We start from the raw sequence: 23,739 nt of genomic DNA, 5'->3' as shown, positions 1-23,739 counted from the left end.
CGGCGAGAAACCCATGTTATTCCTAGGCGTTTCTCTGGAAATAACGCGATGCCGCAGTATATCCGCTAGTTCGTCGTCCCTTTTGGGCGGCGGCCATATCACTCGGAAAAACGTCAGCATGTCACTTCGCAGCGCCCTCCGCGCACAAACTGCAGATTGCCACGCCGCGGTCGACACCCTCTTCGGCAGTTTCAACCTCTCACGCACCCAGGATTACAAAGCGTTCCTGCGCGCGCATGCCCGGGTCGTACCATCAGTCGAACATGCGCTTGAGGAAGCCGGAATCAACAGCCTGCTGCCGGACTGGCCGGAACGAAGACGCGCGCATCTGCTGGCCGCCGATATAAGGGAACTCGATGATCGATTGCCCGTACCGCTTCCGCGACCGGCATTGCGCTGCGAAGCGGCAGTCTGGGGTGCCGCCTATGTCCTTGAGGGCTCCAAGCTCGGCGGCGCGCTGCTCGCCAAGGCCGTGCCTGACCACTTGCCCAGCAGCTACTTGAGCCCGCAAGGGCCGAAGGGCGCCATGCGGCTTTTCATGGATCGTCTTGACGCGAGCAAGGTGGACGATCCCGGTGCTGCTGTCGCCGCAGCCCGCGATGTCTTCGATCTCTTCCTCAAAGCGGGGCAAGTCGAACTGGAAGCCGTCCCATGAGCGGCACGCACGAACCCGTCGATCTCACCAATTGCGACCGTGAGCCGATCCACCAGCTCGGCTCGGTCCAGCCCTTCGGCTTTCTCTTGGCGGTATCCTCAGACTGGATTGTCATCCGCGCCTCCGCAAATCTGGCGGAGTTTCTCGGAGTGACAGAGGCCAATGCGCTCGGCCGTCCCGTTATCTCTCTGATCAGCCCCGAAGCACTCCACGCAATCCGCAACAAACTTACCACGCTGCGCGGTTCCGACGTCGTCGAGCGTATTTTCGGCATTGCTCTGACGCCCGATCAAAACAGGTTCGACCTTGCCGTGCATCTGAACGAAGGTCAGGTCATCATCGAAGGCGAGCGCTGCCAGGAAGACCGGCACGACGCTGCGTCGCTCTCCATGCGCAGCATGATGTCCCGCCTCGATCACACGGAAACACTGGAAGCTTTCTTCCGCGAAGGCGCAAGACAGGCGCGGGCGCTCACCGGCTTCGATCGGGTCATGGTCTACCGTTTCGACGAAAGCGGTTCCGGCGAAGTGGTGGCGGAAGCCGCCCGGGCAGGCATCGGATCGTTCCTCGGGCTGCACTATCCGGCTTCCGACATTCCGATACAGGCGCGCGCGCTTTATCTGCGCAACCTGTTCCGCATCATTGCCGATGTCGACGCCATCGCGGTCCCGATCCTGCCGCCGCTCGACGAGCACGGCCAGCCGCTCGACCTCTCCATGTCGGTCTTGCGTTCAGTCTCGCCGATCCATATCGAATATCTGAAAAATATGGGCGTTGGCGCCTCGCTTTCCATATCGATCGTCGTCGACGGGAAGCTTTGGGGGCTATTTGCCTGCCATCACTACGGTCCACGTCTGCCTTCGGCCCAAAGCCGCTCCACCGCCGAACTCTTCGGCCAGATGTTTGCCTCGCGCCTTGAAAGCCGCGAACGGCGACTGGCTCTCGATTACGAGACAAAGGCGCGCCGCATCGCCGACCGGCTCCTCACCTCCGTCGCAGACAATGCCAGCCTGCTCGACGATCCGGCTTGGCTGATCGAGGCGCTCGCCGACGCCATTCCTGCCGACGGGATCGGCGTCTGGATCAACGGCCGGCTGGCACTTGCCGGCATCGGGCCGGATGAGAGAAGTTTCGCAGCCCTCGTCCGACACCTCAACCGCAACGCCGCCGGCCGCATCTACGCCGTGGACAGGCTCGCGGAAACCTATCCGGATCTTGAGGTCGACGATGCGGTGGCAGGCATGCTCGCCATCCCGATCTCACGATCGCCGCGCGATTATGTCGTGCTTTTCCGTCAGGAATTGGTGCGCACCGTTCGCTGGGGCGGCGACCCGCACAAGCCGGTGGAATACGGGCCCAATGGCCCGCGGCTGACACCGCGCAAGAGTTTCGAGGCCTGGTCGGAACTGGTGCGTGGCCGCTCCCTCCCCTTCACGGAAGCAGAGCGCCGTGTCGCCGAAACCATCCGCGTCACATTGATCGAGGTGGTGTTGCGCCTCACCGACGAGGTCAGCATGGCGCGCCAGACGGCAAACGAGCGTCAGGAATTGCTGATCGCCGAGCTGAACCACCGCGTCCGCAACATATTGAGCCTCATCACCGGCATCATTCGGCAGTCGCAGGCAACGTCGGTCAGCCTTGGCGATTACATTCGCCAGCTCGAGGGCCGCATCCAGTCGCTCGCCCGCGCCCATGACCAGATCACCCGCGATCATTGGGCGCCCGCTTCGCTCCGGCAATTGCTGCTGGCAGAGACCGCCGCCTATCTGGGGAAAAATGCGCAACGCATTCAGATGGGCGGCGAGGACGTGCTGCTGGAACCGCAGGCTTTTTCCACCGCCGCCCTTGTCTTCCATGAGCTGATGACCAACAGCGCCAAATATGGCAGCCTTTCCGGTACCGGCAGCGGCACGGTCCAACTCCGCTGGCATCGCGACGACGAGGGTAATCTGCGCATTGGCTGGCGCGAAAAGGATGGCCCGCCCGTCGTCGAACCCAAACGTCATGGCTTCGGTTCGACCATCATCCGCCGCTCGATCCCCTATGACCTTGGCGGCAAGGCGGAGGTCCGCTACGTCGAGGATGGGCTCGAGGCCGATTTCTCTATTCCGGCGCGACATGTCGTCGGCCCGACGAGCGAACGGTCAAATCCGCTTCCGGTCGGAGCGACCGGACGCAAGACGATTCCCGACGATCAGCCGCTCTCCGGCCTGAACGTGCTACTGGTGGAAAATAATCTGATCATCGCCATGGATGGCGAAGACATCCTGCGCCGCCTGGGCGCCGACGTAGCAACGGCACCAAGTGTCACTGAGGCGATGGAAATTCTCGCCGGCCAGTCCTTCGATCTGGCGCTTCTCGATGTCAATCTTGGCGATGAGACGAGTTTCGGGATTGCCGACCGGCTGGCAGCCGATGGCGTGCCCTTCGTTTTTGCCACGGGGTATGGGGAAGGCATCGCCCAGGCAAACAGCCACTCGGACGCGCCTGTGCTACAGAAGCCTTATACGATGGAAGGCGTGACGGATATTCTTGCCCGGGTGCCGCTTCCGAGGAGAGGGTAAAACTCTCAGCCGCCAAGGGGATCCGGTCGCAGCCCGCCGATGAAGAGCTGTTCCAGAAACCGCGCCGCATCCTCGAAACGCCCTTCGCCGGAATGTTCCTGCCCCAGCACGGCACGCACCTGGACGTCGAAATCGGCGTAATGTTGCGTCGTCGACCAGATGGAGAAGATCAGGTGGTAGGGATCGCATTTGACGATCTTGCCGGCTTTCGCCCAGGCGCGGATGACCTCGGCTTTCTCATCGACCAACTCCTTCAGCGGCCCCTTCAGCTCGTCCTCGATATGCGGCGCGCCCTGCAGCACCTCATTGGCGAAGAGCCGGCTTTCGCGCGGAAAGTCGCGCGCCATTTCCAGCTTGCGACGGATGTAGCTACGGATTTCCGCTTCGGGATTGCCCTCGGCGTCGAAGGCCCGTAACGGCTCCAGCCAGGTGTAGAGCACCCGGTCGATCAGCGCCCGGTGCATGGCTTCCTTGGTGCGGAAGTAATAGAGCAGGTTGGGTTTCGACATGCCGGCCACTTCGGCGATCTGGTCGATGGTCGAGCCGCGGAAGCCGCTTGCCGAAAACACGTCGAGCGCCGCTTCCAGGATCTGCTCTTCCTTCTCCTCCTGGATTCGCGTCCGCCTCAGGGTTTTCGCTGCTCTCGGTATGGTCACAGGCTGTCGTTTCCCCTTGAAATTCAACTTCTTCGCTCAAATTTGGGTTGGGGACGACCCTCGCCGCGTCCTTGAGCAACTGCCCGCATTTTTATCAGCAATTTTCGTGATTTTCGTCTTGAGCCCGGCGGTGGAAGTTGTAATGTTTACCAATCGGTCAAATTATCCGTCAGATGCAAAACAAAGGCAACTGGCGATTTTCCGGCGCTCGACAAAACCAATAAGGGGGCGCAGGAAAGGACCACGGGAACAGGCGGGCATGCCTCTTTGCATGACTGCCGCAAACAGGTGAGGGCATAAAGAATGGTGGCAGCACCAGGCGAGAACATGCGCGTCAATGGCGACCGTCTCTGGGACAGTCTCATGGACATGGCGAAGATCGGCCCCGGCATCGCTGGCGGCAACAATCGCCAGACGCTGACGGATGCCGATGCGCAGGGCCGCAGCCTTTTCAAAAAATGGTGTGACGATGCCGGTTTGACCATGGGTATCGACCGCATGGGCACGATGTTCGCCACCCGCCCGGGCACCGATCCCGATGCCCTGCCCGTCTATGTCGGTTCGCATCTCGACACCCAGCCGACCGGCGGCAAATATGACGGTGTGCTCGGCGTACTTGCGGCCCTCGAAGTCGTCCGCACCATGAACGATCTCGGCATCAAGACCAAACATCCGATCGTCGTTACCAACTGGACGAATGAGGAAGGCGCGCGTTTTGCCCCTGCCATGCTGGCGTCAGGCGTTTTCGCCGGGGTGCACAGCCTGGACTTTGCCTATAACCGCAGGGACCCCGACGGCAATCTGTTCGGCGACGAACTGAAGCGCATCGGCTGGGTCGGCGATGAAGAAGTGGGCGCCCGCAAGATGCACGCCTATTTCGAATATCACATCGAGCAGGGGCCGATTCTCGAAGCCGAGGAAAAGCAGATCGGCGTCGTCACCCATTGCCAGGGCCTCTGGTGGCTGGAATTCACGCTGACCGGCAAGGAAGCCCATACCGGTTCGACACCGATGAACCTGCGCGTCAATGCCGGTCTCGCCATGGCCCGCATTCTGGAAATGGTCCAGGACGTGGCGATGGGCGAACAGCCAGGCGCCGTCGGCGGCGTTGGACAGGTATTCTTCTCGCCGAATTCGCGCAACGTGCTGCCCGGCAAAGTGGTCTTCACCGTCGACATCCGCTCGCCTGACAAGGAGAAGCTTGATCGCATGCGGGCAAAGATCGAGGCGAAGGCGCCTGAGATCACCGATGCGCTCGGTGTCGGCTGTTCCATCGAAGCGATCGGCCACTTCGAGCCGATCACCTTCGATCCGAAACTGGTCACGTCGGTGCGCGAAGCCGCCGAGCGGCTCGGCTATAGCCACATGAACATCATCTCCGGCGCCGGCCACGACGCCTGCTGGGCCGCCAAGGTGGCCCCTGCGACGATGGTCATGTGCCCCTGCGTCGGCGGGCTCTCGCACAACGAGGCGGAGGAAATCTCCAAGGAATGGGCGACGGCCGGAGCCGATGTGTTGTTCCATGCGGTGGTGGAGACGGCGGAGATCGTGGTGTGATGGCTTATGTAGCGCCCGGAGCCCCCTCATCCGACCCTTCGGGCCACCTTCTCCCCGCTGGGGAGAAGGGATCGGTAGACGTCGCGGTCTCCCCCTTCTCCCCTCGGGGAGAAGGTGCCCGAAGGGCGGATGAGGGGGCTCCGGGCGCAACGAAAATTATCAAGCAGGATATCCGGAAGCATCGCACCAACAAGACCGACCAGGCGAGAACTCTTCGCCGCAACGAAACTGAAGAGGAATACCACCTCTGGAGCGACCTGCGCGCCCGCCGCTTGAACGGCTATAAGTTTGCGAGGCAAGTTCCCCTCGGCCCATTTATAGTCGATTTCCTCTGTCGTGAAAAACAATTGATCGTCGAAGTCGACGGCTTCCAGCATGCCGATAGCGCCTCCGATCAACGCCGAACCGAATGGCTCAATGTGAATGGCTATTCCGTCCTGCGCTTCTGGAATCGGGAAATCTCGCGCGAACGCCGCTCAGTACTCGAAACGATTCTAGCGGCCTTGCAGGGCCGGATCGAGGTCAGCTCAGAACTGCCCGGCTTCTATTCGCCAGCCAAATGTGCAGACAAGAACGGGGAATAATCATGACCACAGTCATCAAAAACGGCACCATCGTCACTGCCGACCTCACTTACAAGGCTGACGTGAAAATCGACGGCGGCAAGATCATCGAGATCGGGCCGAACCTCTCGGGCGACGAGACGCTGGATGCGACCGGCTGTTACGTCATGCCGGGCGGCATCGATCCGCACACCCATCTCGAAATGCCCTTCATGGGCACCTATTCCTCCGACGATTTCGAAAGCGGCACGCGCGCCGCCCTTTCCGGCGGCACGACGATGGTGGTCGATTTCGCCCTGCCCGCCCCCGGCCAGTCGCTGCTCGAGGCGCTGACCATGTGGGACAACAAATCGACCCGCGCCAATTGCGACTATTCCTTCCACATGGCGGTCACCTGGTGGAGCGAGCAGGTCTTCAAGGAGATGGAGACCATCGTCCGCGACAAGGGCATCAACACCTTCAAGCACTTCATGGCCTACAAGGGCGCGCTGATGGTGGACGATGACGAGATGTTCGCCTCTTTTCAGCGCTGCGCCGAACTCGGCGCTCTGCCGCTGGTGCACGCCGAAAACGGCGACGTCGTCGCCTCGATGTCGGCAAAGCTGCTCGCCGAGGGCAATAACGGCCCCGAGGCGCATGCCTATTCCCGCCCGGCCGAAGTGGAAGGTGAAGCCACCAACCGCGCCATCATGATCGCCGACATGGCCGGCTGCCCGGTCTATATCGTCCACACCTCCTGCGAACAAGCACACGAGGCGATCCGCCGCGCCCGCGCCAAAGGCATGCGTGTCTATGGCGAACCGCTGATCCAGCACCTGACGCTCGACGAGAGCGAATATTCCAATCCCGACTGGGATCATGCGGCCCGCCGGGTGATGTCGCCGCCCTTCCGCAACAAGCAGCATCAGGACTCGCTCTGGGCAGGCCTTGCCTCCGGCTCGCTGCAGGTGGTCGCCACCGACCATTGCGCCTTCACCACGGCGCAGAAGCGCTTCGGCGTCGGCGATTTCACCAAGATCCCCAACGGCACCGGCGGCCTCGAAGACCGCATGCCGATGCTCTGGACGCATGGCGTCAACACTGGCCGGCTGACGATGAACGAATTCGTCGCCGTCACCTCGACCAACATCGCCAAGATCCTCAACATCTATCCGAAGAAGGGCGCGATCCTTGTTGGCGCCGATGCCGACATCGTCGTCTGGGACCCGAAACGTTCCAAGACCATTTCGTCCAAGGCCCAGCAGTCGGCGATCGACTACAACGTCTTCGAAGGCAAGGAAGTAACCGGCCTGCCCCGCTACACGCTGACACGCGGCGTCGTGGCGATCGAGGAAGGCGCGATCAAGACCCGCGAGGGCCACGGCGAATTCGTCAGGCGCGAGCCGGTCACGGCTGTCAGCAAGGCGCTTTCCCAGTGGAAGGACATCACCGCGCCGCGCAAGGTGACTCGCAGCGGCATTCCGGCAAGCGGCGTATGACGATGGCGCATGACGATACGGCCATCAACCGGAGACCGCTACCTCTATGCCAATGACCTCACGCCGGCACCAAAGCGTCCAACTCCGGCAGAAGCACGACGCTTTCCTGCTCGTTCGGATCGGTGCGCGCGATGATCGCCGTGCACGGCGTGCTGCTGAGGTTCGCCGGCAGGTGCGGCACACCGGCCGGGATATAGAAAAGTTCGCCGGCATGGACGATGACGTGATGCTCAAGTTCGTCTCCGTACCAGGTATGGGCCTCGCCGGAGAGCATGTAGATCGCCGTCTCGTGCGCCTCGTGCAGATGCGCCTTGGCGCGCACGCCAGGCGGGATCGTCAGAAGGTGCATGCAGATACCCTTGGCGCCGACCGTCTCGGCGGCGATGCCTGCGAAATAGCTGAGCCCCTGCTTGCCGTCATAGGCATGATTGGGGCGAACGATGTGGCAGGTGGGCTTTGATGTCGCGTCCATCCTCATCCTCCATGGAGTGTGTCGTCGATAAAACCGGCGGTAATGATAACATGCAAACCGCGCTCCCGCGGGGAAAACAAGACTGGTCGCATTGATGCAAGCACCCTCCGTCGTATCCGCCAAGGATCTCTGTCTCACCTACCAGGCGAATGACGGCCCGGTGCGTGCACTGAGCAATGTCAATCTCGACGTCCGCAAGGGCGATTTCGTTTCTTTCATCGGTCCATCGGGCTGCGGCAAGACCACTTTCCTGCGTGTCATCGCCGATCTCGAAAAGAGCACGTCGGGCGAGATCTCGATCAATGGCATGACGCCGGAGGAAGCCCGCAAGGCCCGTGCCTATGGCTATGTCTTCCAGGCGCCGGCGCTCTATCCCTGGCGCACCATCGAAAACAACATCGCCCTGCCGCTGGAGATCATGGGCTATTCCAGCGCCGACCGGACGAGGCGCGTCGCCGAAGCGCTCGATCTCGTCAGTCTTTCGGGCTTCGAGAAGAAATTCCCCTGGCAGCTTTCCGGCGGCATGCAGCAGCGCGCCTCGATCGCCCGCGCGCTCGCCTTCGACGCCGACCTGCTGTTGATGGACGAGCCCTTCGGCGCCCTGGACGAGATCGTCCGCGACCATCTGAACGAAGAGCTGCTGAAACTCTGGACCCGCACCAACAAGACGATCTGCTTCGTCACTCATTCCATTCCCGAGGCGGTGTATCTCTCGACCAAGATCGTGGTGATGTCTCCGCGCCCGGGCCGCGTGACCGATATCATCGACTCGACCCTGCCGGCCGAGCGCCCGCTCGACATCCGCGAAACTCCCGAGTTCCTGGAAATTGCCCACCGCGTCCGCGAAGGGCTGAGGACGGGGCACGCATGAGGAATAGGGGTTTGATTTCCGGGCTCTGCAGGCTCAACACCACATGGGAGCGAATCCCATGAAAACCGACACCCTCAAGGACAAGATCGTCCCCGTCACCACCATCCTGCTGGCGCTCGTCGTCATCTGGTATGTCGCCGCCATCCTCATGAACGCGCCGTTCCAGCGCGACATGGACGGCCGCGCCGGCGCCACACCTTCGACCCTCGAATTCATCGGCAAGACGCTCGCCCAGCCGAAGCCGATCCTGCCGGCGCCGCATCAGGTGGCGCAGAACGTCTACGAGAACACCTTCCTGCGCAGCCTTTCGAGCAACCGCAGCCTCGTCTATCACAGCTGGGTAACGCTCTCCTCCACTCTGCTCGGCTTCGGCTTCGGCATGCTGCTCGGCATCCTTCTCGCCGTATTGATCGTCCATAACCGCGCCATGGACCGCTCGCTGATGCCCTGGCTGGTGGCGAGCCAGACCATACCGATCCTCGCCATCGCGCCGATGATCGTCATCATCTCTTATAACGTGCTGACCGGCGACAATGCCGTTGCACATCTCCTCAATCTCGATTCCGACGCCTCCCGCCTTGTCTCGAAGGCGCTGATCTCCACCTACCTCTCCTTCTTTCCGGTCGCCGTCGGCATGGTGAAGGGGCTGCGTTCGCCCGAGATCATGCATCTCGACCTGATGCGCACCTACTATGCCAGCCCGATGCAGACCTTCTGGAAGCTGCGCGTTCCCGCGTCGATCCCTTTCCTCTTCACCTCGATGAAGGTTGCGATCGCCGCCAGCCTCGTCGGCGCCATCGTCGGGGAGTTGCCGACGGGTGCTGTCGCCGGCATCGGCTCGAAGCTGCTCGCCGGCTCCTATTACAGCCAGACCATCGATATCTGGGCGGCGCTTGTCGCCGGATCGCTGCTGGCCGGCATCCTGGTTGCGATTGTCGGCGTTGCAGCGAAAATCGTCGACCGCGCCATGGGCGGGAGGCCGGCATGAGACATCTGACCTTCTCCTGGCAAGGCGTGGTTGCTCTCCTCCTCTGCATCGGGGCACTGACGGCCCTGCCGCTCCTGGCCGAGGGCGCGACGCGACCCCTCACCGACGGCACGGCAAGCCTCATCTTCATCATCGTCATCGCGGCTGCCCTGTTGTCCCTAGCGCCGCAACCGCCGGCCTATCGAGCCACCGTGCTGTTTATCGGCGCGCATGGCGCCGCCTGGATGCTGCTTTCCGCTCTTTCCGGCAACGAGGGCGCAGGGACGCGGGCTTTCTTCCTACTGCTCTTCGCCTGCTGGCTGCTTGCCTGGCGATGCGTCACCGAGCTGTCGAAACTGCTGCCCGTCACCACTTTCGGCAAGTCGACACTGCAGCTGCTGATCCCGGCGATCTTCGGCGCCTGGATCCTCATTCTCTGGGAGGCGGTCACGCGTGGCGCCGGCGTTCCCTTCATCCTGCTGCCGCCACCGAGCGCCATCGGCGCGCGGTTCATGGCGTCGCTGCCGATCCTCGACGCGGACGTCAGGCAGACGATCTTCAAGGCGGTGCTGATCGGTTATATCGTCGGCTGCCTCAGTGGCTTCGTCGTCGCGGTGCTCGCCGACCGCATCGCCTTCTTGCGCCGCGGCCTTCTGCCGATCGGCAACATGGTTTCGGCCCTGCCGATCATCGGCGTCGCCCCTGTCATGGTCATGTGGTTCGGCTTCGACTGGCCGTCGAAGGCCGCCGTCGTCATCATCATGACCTTCTTCCCGATGCTGGTGAATACCGTCGCCGGCCTTGCCGCCTCCGGCAGCATGGAGCGCGACCTGATGCGCACCTATGCCTCAGGCTATTGGCAGACGCTGCTGAAGCTCAGGCTTCCAGCGGCAATGCCCTTCATTTTCAACGCACTGAAGATCAACTCGACGCTGGCGCTGATTGGTGCCATCGTTGCGGAATTCTTCGGAACGCCGATCGTCGGCATGGGCTTCCGCATCTCCACCGAGATCGGCCGCATGAATGTCGACATGGTCTGGGCGGAAATCGCCGTCGCGGCGCTGGCCGGCTCGATCTTCTATGGCATCATCGCCCTGACCGAACGGGCGGTGACGTTCTGGCATCCGTCTATCCGTGGTGGCTAGGCGCGCACGGACTCCAGAAACGGGTCCGGGCATAACTTCAGAGGGTAAGGATAAGAAAATGAGAAAGTTGATGGTTGCAATGATGGCGAGCGCGATGTCGCTTGCATCGGCCCATGCCATGGCCGCCGACAAGGTGGTGCTGCAGCTGAAATGGGTCACGCAGAGCCAGTTCGGCGGTTACTACGTCGCCAAGGACAAGGGCTTCTATAAGGAGGAAGGCCTCGACGTCGACATCAAGCCAGGCGGCCCCGATATCGCCCCCGAGCAGGTGATCGCCGGCGGCGGCGCCGATGTCATCGTCGACTGGATGGGCGGCGCCCTGGTTGCCCGCGAAAAGGGCGTTCCGCTCGTCAACATCGCCCAGCCCTACCAGAAGGCGGGCCTGGAAATGGTCTGCCGCAAGGACGGCCCGATCAAGACCGAAGCCGACTTCAAGGGCCACACGCTCGGCGTCTGGTTCTTCGGCAACGAGTATCCCTTCTTCGCCTGGATGAACAAGCTCGGCCTATCCACAGAAGGCGGTCCGAACGGCGTCACCGTGCTGAAGCAGAGCTTCGATGTGCAGCCGCTTGTCCAAAAGCAGGCCGACTGCATCTCCGTCATGACCTATAACGAATACTGGCAGGCGATCGATGCCGGCTTCAAGCCGGAAGAACTGACGGTCTTCAATTACACTGAAATGGGCAACGACCTTCTTGAAGACGGCCTCTATGCCATGGAAGACAAGCTGAAGGACCCGGCCTTCAAGGAGAAGATGGTCAAGTTCGTCCGCGCTTCGATGAAGGGCTGGAAGTATGCCACCGAGAATCCCGACGAAGCCGCCGAGATCGTCATGGACAATGGCGGCCAGGACGACAACCATCAGAAGCGCATGATGGGTGAAGTCGCCAAGCTGGTCGGCGACAGCTCCGGCAAGCTGGATGAGGCGCTCTATGCCCGCACGGCAAAGGCGCTGCTCGATCAGAAGATCATCAGCAAGGAGCCATCAGGCGCCTGGACGCACGACATCACCGACGCCGCTTCCAAGTAGTTTCGGCAAGATGCTAAGCGAAACGCGCGGGAGTTTTCCCGCGCGTTTTATCTTTTTCTAAAGCGCGTCGCGATCTTTCAATTTCGCTTGTTGCGCTTTAGGTCTTTGTTTTTACGCATGTCGATATCGCAAAACCGCTGCACACTTTTGCGCGACATGCGCTAAAGCATGATGCCGAAAAGTGTACGCGGGTTTCGGACGACATCGTGCTCTATTTATTTGATTTGGATGGTGATTCAGATTTGAGGCCGGTCGGCCTAAATCATCAGCAGCCAGCAACCGAAAAAAATCCCTTGCAACTGTCGCATTTATCGGGCGTCAAACGTCTTAGAGATAGAGGCGCGATCAATCTTCGTAATGTTGACATAACCTAGCGGTGATTGATTGACGTCAGAATGGTAATTATTATCGCCTAATGGGGAATTGTTTTCTGCCGGACTTGTAGATCGAGCAAATCGATACCACCTACAAGCCGAATTTGCCGACGAGGGATGAAGACGGCAAAGGATCGGCGGATACCTCTGAGAATGCAGGAAGGGCAGTGGCCTGATCGCGCGCTGAGTGGCAGACGCTCGAGTTCGGCCAACCTTATCATAAGATTGGACGAAGACGCATGGCACGCAAGCCGATTGGAATTCTAGGCGCCTTTACTCTTTTTGCAGCGGTACTTGCTGCATCCACCGCATTATCGCAGGAAGCGCCGGTCGCAAAACCGCAGCAGAACCTGCCGGCGATCGTCGTCACCACGGCGGTGAACCGCACCCTCGTCGACCGTGTCATCGGCACAGGAACGGTCAAGCCCGTCGAGGAAGTCTATATCCAGCCGCAGGTCGAAGGCCTCTCGATTCGCACGCTGAAAGCCGATGTCGGCGACAAGGTTCAGGCGGAAAGCACGCTGGCGACGCTCAACGATGACGCACTGGTCTTGGAAAAGAGCCAGATGATGGCGACGAAGGCCAAGGGCGAGGCAAGCCTCGCCCAGCTGCGCGCCCAGCTCATCGAGGCGCAGGCCAATGCCGAACAGGCAAGGCAGCAGCAGGCCCGCGCCCAGGAAATGGGCAAGAAGGGCACCGTTTCCACCGCCCAGGTCGAACAGGCCGATGCGACTGCCGCCGCAGCCAATGCCCGCGTCGTCTCCGCCGAACAGGCGATCGAGGTCTCCGAAGCGGATCTCAAGGTCTTCGACAGCCAGATCGCCGATGCAGATTTGAAGCTGGCGCGCACCGATGTGAAGACGCCGGTCGCCGGCACGGTCTCGGCAAAGAACGCCAAGGTCGGCGCCATTGCCGCCGGCAATGGCGATCCGCTGTTCACCATCATCCGCGATGGCGATATCGAGCTTGTCGCTGAGGTCGCCGAAAGCGATGTTGTCAGGATCATGGCCGGCCAAAAGGCAACGATTTCGCTTTCCGGCAGCCGCGACAAGCTTTCCGGCGCCGTCCGCCTGGTTTCGCCGACTGTCGATCCGGTTACCCGCCTTGGCCTCGTCCATATCTCCATCGATGATGACAGCAAGGCGCGTTCCGGCATGTATGGCAGCGCCGAGATCATCGTGCGCGAGACGCAAGGCGTAGCGCTTCCCCTGACCGCGGTACTCACCGGCAACGAAGGTTCCTCCGCCCGCAAAGTCGAGGACGGCGTGGTGAAATTCGCCAAGATCGAGACCGGCATCCAGGACGGCGCCTATGTCGAGGTCATCAATGGATTGAAGACCGGCGACGAGGTCGTGGCCAAGGCGGGCGCTTACGTCCGCGACGGCGACCACATCACGCCGGTGCGTGAACAGCTCCCGGCTTCCAACTAAAGAGACCATCCGATGAATTTTTCAGCCTGGTCCATTCGAAATCCCATTGCGCCGCTGCTGGCCTTCTGCCTGCTGGTGTTCATCGGCATGCAGTCCTTTAATTCGCTGCCGATCACGCGTTTTCCAAATATCGACGTGCCGCTCGTCTCGATCAGCGTGACGCAGAGCGGCGCTTCGCCGGCTGAACTCGAAATGCAGGTGACGAAGGAGATCGAAGACGCGGTCGCCTCCATCACCGGTATCGACGAAATCCAGTCGACGGTGACCGACGGCAGCTCGCAAACCAACGTCATGTTCCGGATGGAAGTGCCGACCGAACAGGCCGTACAGGACACCAAGGATGCGATCGACCGCATCCGCAGCGATCTGCCGGCGACGGCCGAAGCACCGATCGTCTCCAAGGTCGATGTGGAGGGACAGGCGATCCAGACCTTCGCCGTTTCCTCGCCTGCCATGTCGCTGGAAGAACTTTCCTGGTTCGTCGACGATACAATCAAGCGTTCACTGCAGGGCCAGGCCGGCATCGGCCGTGTCGACCGTTACGGCGGTGCAGAGCGCGAAGTACGCATCGAACTCACCCCTGACAAGCTCAATGCCTACGGCATCACCGCGGCGAGCGTGAACCAGCAGCTGCGCGGCACCAACATCGACCTCGGCTCAGGCCGTGGCCAGGTGGCGGGCAGCGAACAGGCGATCCGTGTTCTCGGCGACGCCCGCAACGTCGCCGACCTCGCCAACACGACGATCGGCCTGCCGAACGGCCGTTTCGTCAAACTGTCCGATCTCGGCGTCATCAAGGACACCTATGAGGAGCCGAAATCCTTCTCGCGCTTCAACGATACGCCGGTCGTTACCTTCGGCGTTTTCCGCTCCAAGGGCGCCAGTGAGGTCAGCGTCGCCGAAACCGTGGCGCAGAACCTCGACAAGGTGCGGGCCGAAAACCCCAATGTGAAGATCGAACTGATCGACGATTCGGTCTATTTCACCTACGGCAACTATGAAGCCGCCATTCATACGCTCCTTGAAGGTGCGCTGCTCGCCGTCATCGTCGTCCTCCTGTTCCTCAGGAACTGGCGTGCGACCCTGATCTCTGCAATCGCCCTTCCGCTGTCTGCGATCCCGACCTTCTGGGTCATGGACATGATGGGCTTCTCACTGAACCTCGTCAGCTTCCTCGCTCTGACGCTGGCCACCGGTATCCTTGTCGACGATGCGATCGTCGAAATCGAAAACATTGCCCGCCACATCAAGATGGGCAAAACGCCCTATCGAGCGGCGATCGAGGCGGCTGACGAAATCGGCCTTGCCGTCATCGCCACCACCTTCACCATCATCGCCGTTTTCGTGCCTGTTTCCTTCATGCCGGGCATTCCGGGCCAGTACTTCATCCAGTTCGGTCTGACCGTCGCCTTCTCCGTCTTCTTCTCGCTGATGGTTGCGCGACTGATCACCCCGATGATGGCCGCTTATCTGATGCGCGCCGAAGACGGCATGGAAGACCATCACGACAATGACGGCCTGCTGATGCGGGGATACACGCGTCTCATACGTGGCACGACTGGACGCTGGTACACGCGGTATGCGACGCTGATCGTCGCGTTCGCCTTCCTGGTCGGCTCCGTTTTGTTGCTGATGCAGGTTCCCGGCAGCTTCCTGCCGCCGGAAGATGCCTCACGCATCGTTCTCTCCGTCGAGCTGCCGCCCAATGCGCGCCTTGACGACACCGAGAAGACGACGGATGCGATCTATGACAGGGTCAAGGACATCAATGGCGTCGAAAGCGTCTTCGTCCTCGGCGGCGCGTCGCCGAAGGGTGATCTCGAACTGCGCCGTGCGACCATCACGCTGGCACTCGACAAGCTCGACCAATCGCTGGTCAAGAAGATGGTCAACGACGTGCTCGGCCATATCCCCGTCATTGGCCCGAAACTGCCGAAGGTGGAGGTCCACGGCCGTGAACGCCCGCAATGGGATATCGAAAAGGAAGTCTTCGCCAAGCTGCGCGATATTCCCGACGTCCGGATCCTGAAGCTCAATGACCGCGGCGAACGCGACCTCTCCTTCAACTTCCTTTCCAAGAACGACAAGGACCTGAACGACGCCGTAGGCATTCTGGAATCCAAGCTGCGCGCCGATCCGCTGCTTGCCAATGTCAGCGCCGACGGCTCCTTGCCCCGTCCGGAGCTGCAGGTTCACCCGCGCATGGATGAGGCTGCCCGCCTCGGCATTACGCCGCAGCAGATCTCCGAGACGATCCGCGTCGCCACCATCGGCGATGTCGATGCCGCCCTTGCCAAGATCTCGCTCGATGATCGCCAGATCCCGATCCGCGTTCAGGCCGCACTCGACATGCGTCGCGATCTCGCGGCCATCCGGACATTGAAGATCCAGACCGCCAGCGGCGGCACCGTTCCGCTCGCGAGCGTCGCCAATATCGACTATTCGGAAGGCGTAAGCTCGATCAAGCGTAACAACCGCAACCGCGTCGTCTCGATCGGCTCCGACCTGCCGCAGGGCGTAGCACTCGACACGGCTTCGGCCCGCTTCCGTCAGATCGTCAACGACGCCAATATCCCGGCCACGGTGCACCTTGCCGAAAGCGGCGACACCAAGGTGCAGACCGAGATGCAGCAGAGTTTCGTCAACGCCATGTTGATGGGCCTGCTGCTGGTGCTGACGGTGCTGATCCTGCTCTTCAAGGACGTGATCCAGCCCTTCACCATCCTGTTCTCACTGCCGCTCGCCATTGGCGGCGTCGCAGCCGGCCTGATCCTCACCAGCAATCCGCTGTCGATGCCTGTGATGATCGGCATCCTGATGCTGATGGGTGTCGTCACCAAGAACGCCATCCTGCTGGTCGATTTCGCAATCGAGATGCGCCATCAGGGCATGCCTCGTGTCGAGGCCATGGTCGAAGCCGGCCGCAAGCGCGCCCGGCCGATCATCATGACCTCGATCGCCATGTCGGCGGGCATGCTGCCTTCCGCGCTTGGTGTCGGCGAAGGCGGCTCGTTCCGCGCGCCGATGGCAATTGCAGTGATCGGCGGCATCATCGTTTCGACCGTACTCTCGCTCGTCGTCGTGCCCTCCTTCTTCCTGATCATGGACGACCTGTCCCGCCTGCTCGGCTGGGCTTTCGGCCGCCTGGTCGGCAGGAAGGACGAGGAGGAGCTGCCGCTGTCGCGCGAGGATCTCACCCGCGTCACCCGCGAGAACCGCAGCGAAATCGACTCGCTGGAGGAGCGCCTGACCGCAATCGAAAAGCCGGAAGGCAAGCGCAAGAGCGCCAAGGGCAACGACACCAACGTGCTGCGCCTGCCGCCCTTCGCGGCGGAATAGGCAAAGCCCAGGAAATGAACGGGCCGGGAGCGATCTCCCGCCCGTTTCGTTTTTGCTGTTCACTTCTGGCGATTGACCGAAATCAAATCCACCGCCATCTCCTTCCCGTATTTTGCCCGGCATGCACATGGAATTGGAAAGACCGGCCATATCAGGAGACCGGGAGATGAACAGGACGCTGACATTCAACGGCCAAGAGGCCGCTGTGCTCGCCAAGGCCGCCCTCATGGCCGGGCTCGACCACAACGAGGCTGAAGCCCTGCGCGCCTGCGCCACCGTTCGCCTCTGCGACCCCCATGACGTTCTCATCGAGGAGGCCGACAAGGCGGCCTATTTCTATTGCGTGCTGAGCGGTTATGTCAGGCTCTATCGTCGCAACGGCGACGGCAGGCAGGCCGATATCCGCATCTGCGAGCCCGGCGACAGCTTCGCGGAATGCCTGATCCACGCCGACGAAACCTATCACTACGGCGCGCAAGCAATGGATCATGCCGTGCTGGCGTGCTTTGATATCGCAAAGGTTCGGCTGTTGCTGGAGGAGCGGCCGCGGATCGGCAAGGCGATCACGCGCAGCCTGTCACTGCATCTGATCTCGATGATGGAATGCCTGGCAAGCGACCGCATGCAGACCGCGCCGCAGCGCGTGGCGCATTATCTGCTGACCCACTGCGCCGAGAACGGTGCGGCCGCTTCGCTGCGGCTGCCCTTTCCGAAAAACCTGCTCGCCCGCAAGCTTGGCCTCGCACCGGAGGCGCTCTCGCGCGCCTTCTCGACGTTGAAGACGAAAGGTGTCACGGTGCGCGGCCGGACGATCGCCATCAGCGACGTCAACCTGCTCCGACGGATCTAACCGTCAGAGCATGATGCCGAAAAGTGTGAGCGGTTTTCGGACGATATCATCCTCTAATTCTTCGACTTTGATCCGGCCTAAAATCTGGATCTAGAGACCGCCCTGCTCCCTGAGGAAGCTGACGATCGAGCTGACACCGTCGCCGCGCTTCATGTCGGAGAAGACGAAGGGGCGCGAAGCGCGCATGCGCGTCGCATCCCGGTCCATCACCTCGAGATCGGCGCCGACATAAGGCGCCAGATCCTTCTTGTTGATGACGAGCAGGTCCGACCGGGTGATACCAGGCCCGCCCTTGCGCGGGATTTCCTCGCCCTGGCAAACGGAAATGACATAGATGGTGATATCGGCAAGATCGGGCGAAAAGGTCGCCGCCAGATTGTCGCCGCCGGATTCGATGAAGACGACGTCGAGATCGGGAATCCGCTGGTTCAGGCCGGCGATCGCCTGCAAATTGATCGTCGCATCCTCGCGAATGGCTGTATGCGGGCAGCCGCCCGTTTCGACACCGACGATGCGGTCCGAAGGCAATGCCTGCATCCGCACCAGCGCCTCGGCATCCTCTGTCGTGTAGATATCGTTGGTGACGACGGCGACAGAATAGTCGTCGCGCATCGCCTTGCAGAGCTTTTCGGTCAGCGCCGTCTTGCCCGAGCCGACCGGCCCGCCGATGCCGACACGCAAAGGTCCGTTTCTTGATTTCATATGCCTTACTCCAATCGAACCTTGATGATAGCGAAGCCGCCCGCCGGCGCCACCGTCAAATGACGCAGCCACAGCGATAATTTCAGACAATCACGAACGGAACAGCCGCGTCGCCTGCGTCTCGTGGCGCAGGCTGGCAATATCGGCCTGCACCGTCGCCGAACCCAGATCGTCAAGCGCCGAGGCTGCCGCCCGCCGGGCGACCTCCGCGATATGGTCTTCCAGACCGGCAAGAACGGCGAGGCCATCCCTTTGCCCGGCGACACCGAGGCGGATGCCGGATGAAACCGCTTGTGAGACATAGGCATGCAGAAAGGCGGCGAGCGCCTTCTCGGGCATTATGCCATGGGCGCCTGTAACCGCCCCGACCGCAATGGGATAAGCGACCTTGTCAGGTAGCCGCTCGAACACCCCGTCCGGCCAGGCCCGCGCCGCTGCGAGGAAAGCCTCGCCGAGCAGCATCGTTTCCTGATGCCGCTCGCGTGATCCGGCCAGCGCCTCGGCGAGTGCAGCGACTTCGGCAAGGCGTGCGGGCTGTGCCTGTTGCCTATGGCTTTCGGCCAGAAGCACCGCATCGTTCCAGGCCGAACCATTGCCGACCAGCGTGCCGATCCAGGCCGCAAGCGAGGCCGCATCCGTAACGAGCCCGTCGGCCACCGCCCGCTCCAGCCCGCCCGAATAGGCAAAGCCTCCGATCGGAAAGGCTGGTGACAGCCATGCCGTCAGGCGCAGCAATGCCTGCAGCTCGCGATCCCTGGTCATCAAGGCTCAGTCGTGCTTGTGGTCATGATCATGGCCGCGATCGTGGCGGTGCTCATGCTCATGCTCATAGCCATGTTCGTGATCATGGTCATGGCTGTGACTATGATCATGCCCGTGGTCATGCCCGTGGTCATGCCCGTGGTCATGCCCGTGGTCATGATTGTGATCGTGATCATGCCCACGCGAATGCCCGCCTTGAGAATGATAGGCGCCCCGCGCCGGCTGGAACGGCTCGTCGATCTCGAGGACGACGGCGCCGAGGCCCTGCAGCATGGTGCGGATGACATGATCGCGGAGGATGACGATGCGGTCTTCCTCGATCTGAGCGGCAAGATGCCGGTTGCCGAGATGCCAGGCGAGCTCGACCAGATGGGTGCGGTCGCGACCGCGGATTTCGAAAAGTTTCTCGTCGGCGGCGAGGATCTCGATCAGTTCGCCGTCGTCGCGCACCAGCAGGTCGCCATTGGCGAAAAGCACCGGATCCTTGAGATCGAGCATGACCATCTCGCCATTTTCCAGATGCAGCAGCTTGCGGCGCAGATGGCGCAGATCATGCGGCAGCTTGACCTGGGCGATCGGGTGGGAGGAAGGGGTTCCGGCGGGAAGATAGGAGGTGACGCGCTGCATGACATGTCCGTTTTGCTGAGAGGACGACCATGCAAAATAGCTCTTCCCGATGCAAGCACCAATGGCCTTTCGTCCGGCTTGGGCTTTTATATTCCGTAAGCCTGCATCACATTGTCGCTCTCCGGGCCTCTGTTCTCGCCATCAACGCCGTTATCGACGAGCCCGTGCCAGGCGTGATGAAGGCCTTCCCGTTCGTGTACGACGCGATTGCGCCCGAGCGCCTTGGCGAGATAGAGCGCCCGGTCGGCGGAGGCATAGACCGCCTGCTTGTTACGCCCGGCGACGAGATCGGCAACACCGCCGGAAACGGTGATGCGGATCTCGTGCCCCTCGGCCTTGATGGCGCCGCTAGCAATCCGAGCCCGGACACCCTCGATCCGCTCCATCCGCGCCTCAAGAGGTTCGCCGGAGACAATGACGCCGAACTCCTCGCCACCCAGGCGTGCGACGACGGACATCTCATCGAAGGCGGATGTCAGCATGGCCGAAACCGCGATGATGACGGAATCGCCGCAACCGTGGCCAAAGCGGTCGTTGATCGCCTTGAAACGGTCGACATCGAAAATCACCAGCGACGCGTTGCTATCGACGTTATCGAGCGCCTCAGTAAAGGCACGCCGGTTGAGCAGTCCCGAAAGCGTATCCGTGCGGCTCAGCTTTTCGAATTCCGCCCGCGAGAGCGCAAGATCGCGCATGGCAAAGCCGGCAAACAGCGACAGCATGCCGGAAACCGTGCCGCCGATCAGCCAGGAAAAGATCGCGCTGAAGCCAATTGCGTGTGCGAGCGTCACCGGCAAAAGTCCGAGAAGATCAAGCGACGGCATCGTCAGCGCAATAATGACGCCGGAGAGAATGACGGCAAGAAAGCTCATCTTCAGGGCGAAGACATAGACGTTCCTGCGGTATTGAAGATCGCCAAAATCGGCCTGCAGCGAAATCCAGTTTCTCATGAGAATCAACCTTCTTGCCCGGCGTTTCAAGGCATTGATAAGAGCCCAATTGCTGCGGGGTTCTTAATCAACTCGTTAAAATTCGAGCCACTTTGGACGATTCGGTGGACAGAATTTTTCTAGCAGTGGATGCAGCTTTCCAATCCCTGAATCGAACACTATCGAAATACAGTTAAACTATTGATATTAAACGGATTTTTCCAATTGTGCAGTGCCGTTGTTCCAGAATGGTTTAGCTGGGGAAAGCAGCGATTTTTTCACCGATTTTTACAACCGGATGGAGAGTGCTGTTCACAATTCACTTTAAGAGCGGGATGGCCCGACGGTTGCTTCAATTGTAGACAGCAACAGACAATCGCAATGCTTGTGGAAACGGGTTCCATAAGCCGGTTCGAAGCCCGGCCGAGCGGAGGGCAGCGGCAGTCCAGGTATTGCAGCCGAAGAGCGCATTGAAGTATCCCTTGGCCTCGAAGAACCGGTCGATCTCGCCGTAGCCCGCATCCGGGATCGGCACGACCGCGCCCGCGTCGCGCACGAAACTGTCCGAGATAAAGTCGCGCAGCCGCATCAATTGATCGTCACTGACATTGAATGCCGCGACGTTGGACTGCGGCTCGGTGATATGACCGGCAAGGTCCACATGCAGCACTGAACGGTCGATCGTCAGCGCGCGCAGCACCGGCAGTGCTTTCAGTTCCGCCCATGTGGGCGTTTCCAGATAGAAAGCACGACCGCCCCAGCCGATAATGAGCCACTCCGCATTCGGATGGGCGAGCGGAAAATCGGTATTACCAAGGAAGGAAAAGGCAGCCCGCGTCTCCTCGTCGAGCGGAATGGCAATATCGGTATGGATTGGTCCCGACAGCAGGAGAATCCGATGTGTCACTGCGACGGACGACGCCTTGACCGGCGCAATCAGCGGCCGGGGAATGAAGGTTCCGCAGGCCACCAAAAGCACAAGCAGGAATACGATCCGCAACAACCAGCGGATACCTGTCCTCATCGGAACCGCCCGTTGCACATCGGACGCGCGTCTAGAACAGGAAATAGCGCTGCGCCATCGGCAGCACCGTCGCCGGCTCGCAAGTCAGCAATTCCCCGTTCGCCCTGACCTCATAGGTTTCCGGATCGACCTCGATCTCGGGTGTAAGGTCGTTGTGGATCATCGATGCCTTGGAGATGCCGCCGCGCGTATTCTTCACCGCGACCAGCTCCTTGGCGACGCCGAGCCGGCCCTTCAGGCCGGCATCGAGCGACGCCTGGCTGACGAAGGTGACGGAGGAATTGGTGAGGCTCTTGCCGTAGGAGGCAAACATCGGCCGGTAGTGCACCGGTTGCGGCGTCGGGATCGAAGCGTTTGGATCACCCATCGGCGCGGCCGCGATCGAGCCCCCGAGCAGCACCATGTCGGGCTTCACGCCGAAGAAGGCCGGATTCCACAGCACGAGGTCGGCACGTTTGCCGACTTCGACCGAGCCGATCTCACGGCTGAGGCCATGGGCGATCGCCGGGTTGATCGTGTATTTGGCGATATAGCGGCGGACGCGGAAATTGTCGTTGTCACCCTTCTCCTCCTTCAGCCGGCCGCGCTGACGCTTCATCTTGTCGGCCGTCTGCCAGGTGCGGATCGCCACTTCGCCGACGCGGCCCATCGCCTGGCTGTCGGACGAAATGATCGAGAAGGCGCCGATATCGTGCAGAATATCTTCGGCAGCGATTGTTTCCTTGCGGATGCGGCTTTCGGCAAAGGCGATGTCTTCGGGAATCGACGGCGACAGATGGTGGCAGACCATCAGCATGTCGAGATGCTCGGCGATCGTATTGACCGTATAGGGCCGTGTTGGATTGGTCGACGACGGAATGACGTTTGGCTGGCCGCAGATCTTGATGATGTCAGGCGCGTGGCCGCCGCCCGCCCCTTCCGTGTGGAAGGCATGGATGGTGCGGCCCTTGATGGCGCCGATCGTATCCTCGACGAAACCGCTTTCGTTCAGCGTATCCGTGTGGATCATCACCTGCACGTCGTATTCGTCGGCGACCGACAGGCAGCAGTCGATGGCGCCTGGCGTCGTGCCCCAATCCTCGTGCAGCTTCAGCGAGGTGGCGCCGGCCAGCACCATTTCGGTCAGCGCCCCCGGCAGCGAGGCATTGCCCTTGCCGGCAAAGGCAAGGTTCATCGGAAAGGCGTCGGCCGCCTCGATCATGCGCGCGAGATGCCAGGGACCGGGCGTGCAGGTGGTGGCAAGCGTGCCGTGCGCCGGTCCCGTGCCGCCGCCGAGCATGCAGGTCATGCCGCTCATCAGCGCTTCCTCGATCTGCTGCGGCGCGATGAAATGGATATGGCTGTCCATGCCGCCGGCGGTGATAATTTTGCCTTCGGCGGCGATCGCCTCCGTGCCCGGGCCGACGATGATATTGACGCCAGGCTGCATGTCGGGATTGCCCGCCTTGCCGATCGCAACGATGCGCCCGTCCTTGAGCCCGATATCGGCTTTGTAGATGCCCGAATGATCAACGATCACCGCATTGGTGATAACCGTGTCGACCGCGCCATCCGCCCGCGTCACCTGGCTCTGGCCCATGCCGTCGCGGATCACCTTGCCGCCGCCGAACTTCACCTCCTCGCCATAGGTGGTGAAATCCTTCTCGATCTCGATGAAAAGCTCCGTATCGGCAAGGCGCACCTTATCGCCGGTGGTCGGTCCGAACATGCCGGCATAGGCGGCGCGCGAGATCTTATAGGGCAT

20 protein-coding genes are annotated in these 23,739 nt (G+C 61.3%); 12 read left to right on the top strand and 8 right to left on the bottom strand.

Going from position 1 to position 23,739, the window contains the following annotated elements; translation table 11 throughout:
* The first annotated feature begins 118 nt into the window (after positions 1-118).
* Complete coding sequence (locus MOV76_RS10355) at positions 119-655, top strand: biliverdin-producing heme oxygenase (protein WP_026188502.1); 537 nt, start codon at positions 119-121, stop codon at positions 653-655.
* Complete coding sequence (locus MOV76_RS10350; protein WP_247264462.1) at positions 652-3,219, top strand: HWE histidine kinase domain-containing protein; 2,568 nt, start codon at positions 652-654, stop codon at positions 3,217-3,219. The genes MOV76_RS10355 and MOV76_RS10350 overlap by 4 nt, the downstream gene beginning before the upstream one ends.
* A gap of 5 nt (positions 3,220-3,224) precedes the next feature.
* Here MOV76_RS10350 and MOV76_RS10345 read toward each other — a convergent pair whose 3' ends face one another.
* Positions 3,225-3,902 carry a TetR family transcriptional regulator C-terminal domain-containing protein gene (locus MOV76_RS10345; protein WP_018243269.1) on the bottom strand — a complete coding sequence of 226 codons (678 nt, stop codon included), beginning with the start codon at positions 3,900-3,902 and terminating at the stop codon, positions 3,225-3,227.
* A gap of 276 nt (positions 3,903-4,178) precedes the next feature.
* Between MOV76_RS10345 and MOV76_RS10340 the strand changes: the two genes are divergently transcribed.
* From MOV76_RS10340 to hydA, 3 genes are read left to right on the top strand one after another with little or no spacing between them, the layout of a single operon-like run.
* The gene (locus MOV76_RS10340) at positions 4,179-5,432 is read left to right on the top strand and encodes a Zn-dependent hydrolase (protein WP_130652931.1); all 1,254 of its coding nucleotides are present in this window, start codon (positions 4,179-4,181) and stop codon (positions 5,430-5,432) included.
* Complete coding sequence (locus MOV76_RS10335) at positions 5,432-6,016, top strand: endonuclease domain-containing protein (protein ID WP_247264461.1); 585 nt, start codon at positions 5,432-5,434, stop codon at positions 6,014-6,016. The genes MOV76_RS10340 and MOV76_RS10335 overlap by 1 nt, the downstream gene beginning before the upstream one ends.
* A gap of 2 nt (positions 6,017-6,018) precedes the next feature.
* The gene (hydA, locus tag MOV76_RS10330) at positions 6,019-7,473 is read left to right on the top strand and encodes a dihydropyrimidinase (RefSeq protein WP_047618895.1); all 1,455 of its coding nucleotides are present in this window, start codon (positions 6,019-6,021) and stop codon (positions 7,471-7,473) included.
* A 58-nt stretch (positions 7,474-7,531) separates the two neighbouring features.
* Here hydA and MOV76_RS10325 read toward each other — a convergent pair whose 3' ends face one another.
* Positions 7,532-7,945, bottom strand: a complete 414-nt coding sequence (locus MOV76_RS10325) for a cupin domain-containing protein (RefSeq protein WP_018243273.1) — start codon at positions 7,943-7,945, stop codon at positions 7,532-7,534.
* A 94-nt stretch (positions 7,946-8,039) separates the two neighbouring features.
* Here MOV76_RS10325 and MOV76_RS10320 point away from each other — a divergent pair, with 94 nt between their 5' ends.
* The 7 genes from MOV76_RS10320 to MOV76_RS10290 all read left to right on the top strand — a co-directional run bounded on the left by MOV76_RS10320 (position 8,040) and on the right by MOV76_RS10290 (position 17,951).
* A complete protein-coding gene (locus tag MOV76_RS10320) occupies positions 8,040-8,816 on the top strand; it encodes an ABC transporter ATP-binding protein (protein WP_018446866.1) in 777 nt (258 codons plus the stop codon).
* Between the two features lie 58 nt (positions 8,817-8,874).
* The gene (locus tag MOV76_RS10315; RefSeq protein ID WP_168298605.1) at positions 8,875-9,804 is read left to right on the top strand and encodes an ABC transporter permease; all 930 of its coding nucleotides are present in this window, start codon (positions 8,875-8,877) and stop codon (positions 9,802-9,804) included.
* Positions 9,801-10,928 (top strand): ABC transporter permease, encoded by a 1,128-nt coding sequence (locus MOV76_RS10310; protein ID WP_247264460.1) that lies wholly within the window; start codon positions 9,801-9,803, stop codon positions 10,926-10,928. The genes MOV76_RS10315 and MOV76_RS10310 overlap by 4 nt, the downstream gene beginning before the upstream one ends.
* A gap of 58 nt (positions 10,929-10,986) precedes the next feature.
* Positions 10,987-11,958, top strand: coding sequence for an ABC transporter substrate-binding protein (locus tag MOV76_RS10305; protein ID WP_018243277.1), 972 nt, complete (start codon positions 10,987-10,989; stop codon positions 11,956-11,958).
* Between the two features lie 613 nt (positions 11,959-12,571).
* Complete coding sequence (locus MOV76_RS10300) at positions 12,572-13,762, top strand: efflux RND transporter periplasmic adaptor subunit (RefSeq protein WP_018243278.1); 1,191 nt, start codon at positions 12,572-12,574, stop codon at positions 13,760-13,762.
* A 12-nt stretch (positions 13,763-13,774) separates the two neighbouring features.
* Positions 13,775-17,101: an efflux RND transporter permease subunit gene (locus MOV76_RS10295; protein ID WP_130652935.1), complete on the top strand. Its 3,327-nt coding sequence runs from the start codon at positions 13,775-13,777 to the stop codon at positions 17,099-17,101.
* A 166-nt stretch (positions 17,102-17,267) separates the two neighbouring features.
* Positions 17,268-17,951: a Crp/Fnr family transcriptional regulator gene (locus MOV76_RS10290; RefSeq protein WP_193445018.1), complete on the top strand. Its 684-nt coding sequence runs from the start codon at positions 17,268-17,270 to the stop codon at positions 17,949-17,951.
* Positions 17,952-18,041: 90 nt separating this feature from the next.
* Here the strand turns inward: MOV76_RS10290 and ureG are convergent, their stop codons facing one another.
* The 6 genes from ureG to ureC all read right to left on the bottom strand — a co-directional run bounded on the left by ureG (position 18,042) and on the right by ureC (position 23,739).
* On the bottom strand, positions 18,042-18,653 hold the full coding sequence (ureG, locus tag MOV76_RS10285; RefSeq protein WP_003590582.1) for an urease accessory protein UreG: 612 nt from the start codon (positions 18,651-18,653) through the stop codon (positions 18,042-18,044).
* A gap of 90 nt (positions 18,654-18,743) precedes the next feature.
* Positions 18,744-19,415, bottom strand: a complete 672-nt coding sequence (locus MOV76_RS10280) for an urease accessory protein UreF (RefSeq protein ID WP_018243281.1) — start codon at positions 19,413-19,415, stop codon at positions 18,744-18,746.
* Positions 19,416-19,421: 6 nt separating this feature from the next.
* Complete coding sequence (locus MOV76_RS10275; RefSeq protein ID WP_247264459.1) at positions 19,422-20,042, bottom strand: urease accessory protein UreE; 621 nt, start codon at positions 20,040-20,042, stop codon at positions 19,422-19,424.
* A gap of 86 nt (positions 20,043-20,128) precedes the next feature.
* Positions 20,129-20,992 (bottom strand): GGDEF domain-containing protein, encoded by an 864-nt coding sequence (locus MOV76_RS10270; protein WP_247264458.1) that lies wholly within the window; start codon positions 20,990-20,992, stop codon positions 20,129-20,131.
* 331 nt (positions 20,993-21,323) lie between these two features.
* The gene (locus tag MOV76_RS10265) at positions 21,324-21,995 is read right to left on the bottom strand and encodes a TIGR02117 family protein (protein ID WP_130758886.1); all 672 of its coding nucleotides are present in this window, start codon (positions 21,993-21,995) and stop codon (positions 21,324-21,326) included.
* 31 nt (positions 21,996-22,026) lie between these two features.
* Complete coding sequence (gene ureC / locus MOV76_RS10260) at positions 22,027-23,739, bottom strand: urease subunit alpha (protein WP_018243285.1); 1,713 nt, start codon at positions 23,737-23,739, stop codon at positions 22,027-22,029.

The sequence above is a fragment of the Rhizobium sp. PRIMUS64 genome, from assembly GCF_023006465.1.
Taxonomy (GTDB): Bacteria; Pseudomonadota; Alphaproteobacteria; order Rhizobiales; family Rhizobiaceae; genus Rhizobium; species Rhizobium leguminosarum.
This window is presented reverse-complemented; position numbering and strand designations above follow the sequence as displayed.

Excerpts from the sequence above, each read along its gene's own strand:
- MOV76_RS10310 (WP_247264460.1), top strand. The coding sequence starts at position 9,801 with ATGAGACATCTGACCTTCTCCTGGCAAGGCGTGGTTGCTCTCCTCCTC.
- MOV76_RS10290 (WP_193445018.1), top strand. The coding sequence starts at position 17,268 with ATGAACAGGACGCTGACATTCAACGGCCAAGAGGCCGCTGTGCTCGCC.
- MOV76_RS10275 (WP_247264459.1), bottom strand. The coding sequence starts at position 20,042 with ATGCAGCGCGTCACCTCCTATCTTCCCGCCGGAACCCCTTCCTCCCAC.
- MOV76_RS10305 (WP_018243277.1), top strand. The coding sequence starts at position 10,987 with ATGAGAAAGTTGATGGTTGCAATGATGGCGAGCGCGATGTCGCTTGCA.
- MOV76_RS10320 (WP_018446866.1), top strand. The coding sequence starts at position 8,040 with ATGCAAGCACCCTCCGTCGTATCCGCCAAGGATCTCTGTCTCACCTAC.
- MOV76_RS10270 (WP_247264458.1), bottom strand. The coding sequence starts at position 20,992 with ATGAGAAACTGGATTTCGCTGCAGGCCGATTTTGGCGATCTTCAATAC.
- ureC (WP_018243285.1), bottom strand. The coding sequence starts at position 23,739 with ATGCCCTATAAGATCTCGCGCGCCGCCTATGCCGGCATGTTCGGACCG.
- MOV76_RS10340 (WP_130652931.1), top strand. The coding sequence starts at position 4,179 with ATGGTGGCAGCACCAGGCGAGAACATGCGCGTCAATGGCGACCGTCTC.
- MOV76_RS10350 (WP_247264462.1), top strand. The coding sequence starts at position 652 with ATGAGCGGCACGCACGAACCCGTCGATCTCACCAATTGCGACCGTGAG.
- MOV76_RS10315 (WP_168298605.1), top strand. The coding sequence starts at position 8,875 with ATGAAAACCGACACCCTCAAGGACAAGATCGTCCCCGTCACCACCATC.
- hydA (WP_047618895.1), top strand. The coding sequence starts at position 6,019 with ATGACCACAGTCATCAAAAACGGCACCATCGTCACTGCCGACCTCACT.
- MOV76_RS10335 (WP_247264461.1), top strand. The coding sequence starts at position 5,432 with ATGGCTTATGTAGCGCCCGGAGCCCCCTCATCCGACCCTTCGGGCCAC.
- MOV76_RS10280 (WP_018243281.1), bottom strand. The coding sequence starts at position 19,415 with ATGACCAGGGATCGCGAGCTGCAGGCATTGCTGCGCCTGACGGCATGG.
- MOV76_RS10325 (WP_018243273.1), bottom strand. The coding sequence starts at position 7,945 with ATGGACGCGACATCAAAGCCCACCTGCCACATCGTTCGCCCCAATCAT.
- MOV76_RS10265 (WP_130758886.1), bottom strand. The coding sequence starts at position 21,995 with ATGAGGACAGGTATCCGCTGGTTGTTGCGGATCGTATTCCTGCTTGTG.
- MOV76_RS10295 (WP_130652935.1), top strand. The coding sequence starts at position 13,775 with ATGAATTTTTCAGCCTGGTCCATTCGAAATCCCATTGCGCCGCTGCTG.
- MOV76_RS10355 (WP_026188502.1), top strand. The coding sequence starts at position 119 with ATGTCACTTCGCAGCGCCCTCCGCGCACAAACTGCAGATTGCCACGCC.
- MOV76_RS10300 (WP_018243278.1), top strand. The coding sequence starts at position 12,572 with ATGGCACGCAAGCCGATTGGAATTCTAGGCGCCTTTACTCTTTTTGCA.
- ureG (WP_003590582.1), bottom strand. The coding sequence starts at position 18,653 with ATGAAATCAAGAAACGGACCTTTGCGTGTCGGCATCGGCGGGCCGGTC.